Annotated in this window: 4 protein-coding genes and 1 pseudogene; all 5 read left to right on the top strand. The window is 55.8% G+C overall.

The window, feature by feature from the left end:
- Positions 1–1,208 precede the first annotated feature (1,208 nt).
- Positions 1,209–1,904, top strand: a complete 696-nt coding sequence (locus M0974_RS31855; RefSeq protein ID WP_297846133.1) for a TetR/AcrR family transcriptional regulator — start codon at positions 1,209–1,211, stop codon at positions 1,902–1,904.
- Positions 1,905–2,883: 979 nt separating this feature from the next.
- On the top strand, positions 2,884–3,774 hold the full coding sequence (locus tag M0974_RS31850; protein WP_297846131.1) for a VOC family protein: 891 nt from the start codon (positions 2,884–2,886) through the stop codon (positions 3,772–3,774).
- Complete coding sequence (locus M0974_RS31845) at positions 3,767–4,591, top strand: alpha/beta fold hydrolase (protein WP_297846129.1); 825 nt, start codon at positions 3,767–3,769, stop codon at positions 4,589–4,591. Before M0974_RS31850 ends, M0974_RS31845 begins: the two co-directional genes overlap by 8 nt.
- Positions 4,588–6,138: a bifunctional 3-(3-hydroxy-phenyl)propionate/3-hydroxycinnamic acid hydroxylase gene (locus tag M0974_RS31840; RefSeq protein ID WP_297846128.1), complete on the top strand. Its 1,551-nt coding sequence runs from the start codon at positions 4,588–4,590 to the stop codon at positions 6,136–6,138. The genes M0974_RS31845 and M0974_RS31840 overlap by 4 nt, the downstream gene beginning before the upstream one ends.
- A gap of 242 nt (positions 6,139–6,380) precedes the next feature.
- Positions 6,381–6,538: pseudogene (locus tag M0974_RS31835) on the top strand (acetaldehyde dehydrogenase); the annotation flags it as partial.

Below are 6,538 nucleotides of genomic sequence, written 5' to 3'. Positions count from 1 at the left end.
TGTGGGCGGGTCCGCAGCCTGATCTTTTGGGAACCAATCGAAATCACTGTCATCGTTCTCCACTTGATCTTCTATGTAGTAGAACCCGTTCTCTGGCGAAGCCGTTTGTGCAGCCATCGCCACTGGCCTTTCTTCGTACGACCATGATTTACCCCTAGGGTATATTCCGACCGCAGCTTTTACATTTTTTATTAGTGGGTCCCATGCCGACCGGCTTCCCTTTAATCAGAACCTGCAGATCGTGTTGAACATCCGACAAGTCTGTAGCTAATCGAATATGTTCAAGGAGATTCGACAGGTCGTTGAGTTCCAGAAGAAGCTGCTTATCAAAGGTCCCTCTGGTTTCCGCCTCGCCAAGCGGAGAGTTGCTACCCTCTAGTTGGCTACGCCATATTTCAAGATAAGGAAGTAACATATCGGAACTCTCCATACGGGGATGGACAATGTGGTCAGCATAGACCATCCAGCCCATTCGAAATGGCCACACTATTGGGTGCGGGACGAGCGGCAGTTTTCGGGGCTAGCTGCAGATGATTTCAGATGTCGCTTAAGCGTCGGCGCTAGACTCTCGATGAACTAAAATGTGCGGTTGGATGATGCGGAACGAGGGTGAAGGCAGCAAACTTCGGTGTGGCTTTGACTAAGGCAACGCAAATATTTGGCCAAGGGTGCGGAACGGATACCAAATGCCTAGAATCAGGCAGTTGTCGGCCAATAGCAGTCCTTCGGACTACAGTCACTGCTGAAAATGAACGGCTTTGCTCGAACGAAAGACCAAGCAGTTCGCCGCCACGAGCACCCATGCAGCAACACCGCCATACAGCATCACCCAGCCAAACCCATGTGCCAAAGCTGCGTTGGCGCCATCGACCGGAATCGTAGTAGTCCCCTCCAGTCTGGGGCGAATATAGAAAACGGAAATTTTTATACACTAAGCGCTTAGTCTGTCAGGTTGAGGTCGTAGAGGTGGACGCCGTAGCGTCAGAAAATGCAGAAATAAACCCTACTCTGACGGGGCGATTAATCGTCCTGACGCCTGATTGAGGTGTACTTCAATCGGACACAACCTAGACGAAGTAAGTGCTTGCCAACACATCACCCTCAATGCCTAAACAACGTAGAAGATCAGGTTACTCGCACCGAGGAGGCCAATGAGAGGTATTGTGCACGGCTAGCTAATACGATCATCAGATTCAAGGGGACAGCCAATGAGCAATGCCGAGAACGCGTCGGACAATAAAAAGAGCAAGTCCGTAAAGCCGCGTTCAGCCAGTCGTCAACGGGCCGAAGCTAATCCCGAAAAGATTCTAGACGTGGCAATGAGTCTGATGGCTGAGTACGGTTATGCCGGAACCAGTATGTCGATGATCCGTGAGCGTAGTGGCTATCCAACGACATCTATTTACTGGCATTTCGGCAATAAGGAAAAGTTGCTGCTTGCCGCCCTCGAACACAGTGCCTTGCAGGTGATCGATAACAATCTGAACCGCAAAAGCAAGAGCAAGATGCCAGGCGAGACGGATTCGATAGAGAGCCAAGCGCGTAGCGATGCCGAATTCCTCGAGAATCCACCACCGTTTATGCGTTTGGTTTTTCTGATTGGTCTGGAGCGGCGTAGCTCTGATCCTGAAGTGACCAAGGTGATTGCCCGTATTCGTCAGCACAGCCGGGCGATATTGACCGAGCAGATACGCCACGTAATCCGACCCGGTGGTCAGATGTTGCCACCTGACCTAGCTGAGGAGCTAGCGCAGGTGTGGATGGCTTTCGGAGATGGTGTTTTCGTTGCATCGCAACTAGAGCCCGGGGCGATGGATGTGGTCAGATGTTGCCGCCAACAACTCCTCGCAATGCAAGCTTTGGCGGAAAAACTTCTTGAGAAGTGGAAGCCTTTAGCGACGTAGCTTCTAGCCGGCCTCGCGATAGTCAGGGTTAGGGATCAGGGGCCACCTGAGGCTAGCAGGGAGAGTACAGCTATCTCTGCATCTACTGTTTTCTTGAGTTCCTCTTCAACGCTCGTTGCGAACGGAATTAGCGGCTGCGGAGCCTAGCTTTTGGCCTTGTGTCTATCTGCGAGTCATCGGATGGCCTGCTGAACCGAGGCTTGGCGGCAGCTTTCTGACTCGAAACCGCCTAGCTGAGCGTTCTAGGAACTCCAGTGGGCGTCAGGTAGATCAGCTTCCTAGCGGTTCTCGACTTCGAAAGCCTCATGCGCGTTGCTTGAGGCGGTTGCCTAAAAGTGCCGTCCTAGACGTTGCGAGAGGGCCTATGTGCTAGGGAGAGGTGCCTGCTCATCTGGCGCGGCACGATAAAAACCCCCTTGGGGGCTTGATTAAATCGAGTGTTTCCACTTAAATTATGTAACGAGCGATACATACATGCAGAGCCAAATGTGTGATGGTCCTCGGCTCACCCTTTGGATGCCTGAGAAAATCAGCTGCTTAGGGTTCAAGCAAAACCAATAAAAACAATAGAGGTTTATTCCATGAGCCATTTCAATCCCAAAACTGCGCCAGCAGGAACCCTCCTTCGCAGCAGCGAACCGAATAAATCAATTCCGATGACCTCAACTTTCAGCCCTTTCGTAATGGGCGAAGTGAGCTTTGAGAACGCTGGTCGCGCCAGGAACTGATCGTCACTACGTCTTGGGTTGAGGTTTTAGCAACAGCTGGATCCTTGGGCTTGATGTTTATATCTGTCGACAGTGGTGCGACGCCGAATTGGACGGACGCTTTCCGGCAGTAAGGCCCGCGCCTGGCTTTTGGCTGTCAGGTATACCCCGAATTTCGCAATCGCCCGGATGGGGCTGGGTTCGCAATCAAAGCGGTCAGCCCTTTGTAAACCCACCGCAAGTACCAATCGACATTCAAGTACGGAGAACACATGTCCATATCCGCATTGGGTTACGTCGTCGTCGAGGCCCGCGACCTTAAGGCCTGGGCCGAGTACGCCCGCAACATTCTCGGCGCCGAGGTCAACGAAAAAAACGGTGCGCTGGAGTTGCGCATTGATGAGCGCGCTTGGCGTCTGCGCGTTGAGGAGGGACCCCTGGACGATCTCAAGGTCATCGGGTTCGAAACCACCTCGCCGGCGACTTTTGCCGACGTGCTGGCCGCACTCGATGCGCTCAATGTCGAGTACACGAAAGATGCAATGCTGGCAGTGGCCCGCGGCGTGGTCGAATTAGCCACATTTGTGGATCCGGCCGGAGTGAAGATCGAAGTGTTCTATGGCGCGACCCAGTTGTTCCAGAAGCCGTTCATATCGCCGGTTGGTGTGCAGGGCTTCGTCACTGGCGATCAAGGTCTCGGCCACATCGTCATCGCGGTGAAGGACGACGTCGAATATCAGACGTTCTGGACCAAGCTCGGCTTCAAGCTCAGCGACTACATCGAGTTCATACCAGCGCCGGGCCTGCATGCAAAGGTGACCTTTATGCACTGCAATACGCGTCACCACAGCCTTGCGTTTGCGTCGGTGCCCAGCCCTAAGAGGATCGTCCACCTCATGGTACAGACCCACTGCTTGGACGACGTCGGCCTAGCACTGGATCGTGTCAAGAAGGCTGGTGTTCCGGTGGCGTGGGACATCGGCCGCCATACCAACGACCACATGACCTCGTTTTACATGCTCACGCCATCGAAGTGGGAATTCGAATATGGCTGGGGCGCCCGTGAGATCGACGATGCAACCTGGACCGTCGAGCGTCACGATTCGATGAGCATTTGGGGTCACGAACTGAAGATCAACCCTGAGGATCGCGCACATGGCTGAGGGCAGATTCGCCACAATCAGTGGCGTCAATATCCATTACCACGACGAAGGCCAGGGGCCGGTGCTTGTGATGTTGCAAGGCTCCGGTCCTGGGGCCACCGGCTGGTCGAACTACAGTCGCAACATCGCCCACTTCGCAAGGACTCATCGCGTTATTTGCCCTGACTTGCCGGGTTTCGGTAAGTCGGACATGAAGCCAGTGGACGCGCCAATTCCGGGCTGGTGGGCTGGAATGATAGTCGGCCTGCTCGACACACTCGGCATCGACAAGGCCGATTTCGTCGGCAACTCGATGGGCGGCATGATCGCCCTGAAGATCGCCTTGGAGACACCGGAGCGCATCAACCGCATGGTACTGATGGGGCCTGGGGGTGGCTCACCGGTAAGTTCGGTATTCCCGACTGAAGGAATCAAGACTCTGGTCGGCTTTTATGATGGTCCCGGTCCTTCCCTAGAACGGCTCAGGAGTTTCACCAACCAAATGGTCTTCGATCCAGGAGCGCTTACCGACGACTTGTTGGAACAGCGCTTCGAGGCGGCGATGGATCCACGCATCGTTGCTCAGCCACCGATGCGTCCGGGACCAGGCGGCATGCCCGAGGAGCTTTGGCGCGATGCGCGACTGACCCGGTTGCCACATGAAACTCTGATCCTCTGGGGGCGAGAAGACCGGGTGATGCCGCTGGACGCAGGCTTTACCTTGATGAAACAAATCCCGCGGGCCCGCTTTTTGGTGATGCCACAGTGCGGCCACTGGGTGCAGTGGGAACACGCCGATGAATTCAACCGTATTGTCGAAGGATTTCTTGCCCCATGAGTAGCCAAACGAGATTCGATGCAGACGTCGCCATTATCGGCTATGGCCCAGGCGGCGTTGCCGCTGCCAACGTCCTTGGCAAACTCGGGGTGAAAACTATTGCCATCGAGCGTAGTAAGGACATCTATTCCAGGGCTCGTGCGGTCACGGTGAACGACTGGACCATGCGCATCTTCCAAGACATGGGCTTGGCCGAAAAGATGAAAGCCATCATGGATGTGACGCACTCGCTACGCTGGTTGGACTACGAAGGGCGCGAGTTGACCTCGACGCCTTTTCCGCCGGGCGAGCTTGGCCATGCCACCTCCTATGCCATCTACCAGCCGGAGATGGAAAGGGTTCTGCGCGAAGGTGCCGAGCGCTATAAGAGCGTGAGCGTAAAGTACGGGTGGGAGACAGTCACGCTCGACCAGGACGATGACGGCGTAACGGTCAGAATAAAGAATCTGGAAACTGACGAGGTCGAGACCGTCCGCGCGCGTTATGTGTTGGCCTGTGATGGTGGCGCTAGTCAGACCCGCGAACAGTTGGGCATCAAATTGATCGGCGACACCTTGCCGGTACGCTGGGTGGTGATTGACTGCCGAGTCAAACGTTGGTGGCCGAACCGACACATGCTTACGTTCTGGTCGGACAAGAAACGCCCTGTGGTCGATATCGCATTGTCGATGGGCAACCATCGCTGGGAGTTTCCGCTCAATCCCGATGAGACGGACGCAGATTTCCAAACCCACGAACAGTTGTGGCGTTTGCTCAACTCGCTTGGCGTGACCGAAAACGAAGTAAGCATCCACCAGCAGGCCTTCTATAACCACCATGTGCGCTTTGCCGAGCGCTGGCGTGAAGGGCGCGCTTTTCTCTGCGGCGACGCTGCGCACCTGATGCCACCATGGGCCGGGTCGGGTATGCAGTCCTGCATCCGCGATACTCAGAACATCTGCTTGAAACTGGCCGAAGTGCTAGGAGGACGCCTGCCAGAGTCCATCCTCGACACCTACGAGATTGAGCGCGCGCCGGACGTGGATCGGTATACGCAGACTTCGGTCGGCTTGGGCATGATCATCAAGCGCGAACTGCCCGACGAACAGATAGTCGCGATGCTGGAAGCGGAACGCGCCTCTGGCGAGCTGCCGGCTTTGCTGCGTCCGCCGCACTATCAGCAGGGCTGGCTGCAGAAGGGCGAGGGTAGCAAGGACGTGGTCGGCAAGCTGCTGCCGCAGCCGCGTGCAGCCAATTGCAGGGGCCAACTCGGCCTGCTCGACGATTTTATCGGCGAAGGCATCGTATTGCTTGGCGCCAACGTCGACCCCGCCAGCAAACTTAGTTCTGCGCAGAGGGCCGCATGGGAAGAGCTAGGGGCCCGCTTTGTCGCCTTGCGCTCGGTCGATCAACACGCCCAGGCTGATAGCGACTTGATCGATATCGATGGCGAGCTAATTGGCTGGCTCGACAAGCATGGGGTCGATGTTGTCGCGGTCCGTCCAGACAAGATCGTACTGGCCGCCAGTGGAAACCTAAACGTGCCAGGGGATTTGGCAGGTCGCTGACCGGCCGGATCGGTAGTACCTAGGGGATAACCCGCAAGGCCGCCTGCCTGGCGGCCCTTCTTTCGAATGATACATGGACCGCTCTTCACTCTTGGTCCGGGGGGGTTGCGCCCGCATTTTGCCGAGATCCCCCCCCGGATGGCATCACCGTTACGGTTCTTGATATCTACATGGAGTCATAAGCAGTGGATAAGAAACTTAAAGTCGCCATCGTCGGTTCCGGCAACATCGGCACCGACCTGATGATCAAGATTCTGCGTAACGCAAAACACTTGGAAATGGCGGTCATGGTCGGCATCGACCCGGCCTCCGACGGTCTTGCCCGTGCTCAGCGCATGGGCGTGGCCATCACTCACGAAGGTGTTGAAGGTCTGATCCGCATGGACGTGTTCAAGGACAT

It is taken from the genome of Pseudomonas sp. (genome assembly GCF_026224925.1).
Lineage (GTDB): Bacteria > Pseudomonadota > Gammaproteobacteria > Pseudomonadales > Pseudomonadaceae > Aquipseudomonas.
Note: the sequence above shows the minus strand (reverse complement) of the source record. Positions and strands in the feature narration are given on the sequence as shown.

Excerpts from the sequence above, each read along its gene's own strand:
- M0974_RS31840 (WP_297846128.1), top strand. The coding sequence starts at position 4,588 with ATGAGTAGCCAAACGAGATTCGATGCAGACGTCGCCATTATCGGCTAT.
- M0974_RS31845 (WP_297846129.1), top strand. The coding sequence starts at position 3,767 with ATGGCTGAGGGCAGATTCGCCACAATCAGTGGCGTCAATATCCATTAC.
- M0974_RS31855 (WP_297846133.1), top strand. The coding sequence starts at position 1,209 with ATGAGCAATGCCGAGAACGCGTCGGACAATAAAAAGAGCAAGTCCGTA.
- M0974_RS31850 (WP_297846131.1), top strand. The coding sequence starts at position 2,884 with ATGTCCATATCCGCATTGGGTTACGTCGTCGTCGAGGCCCGCGACCTT.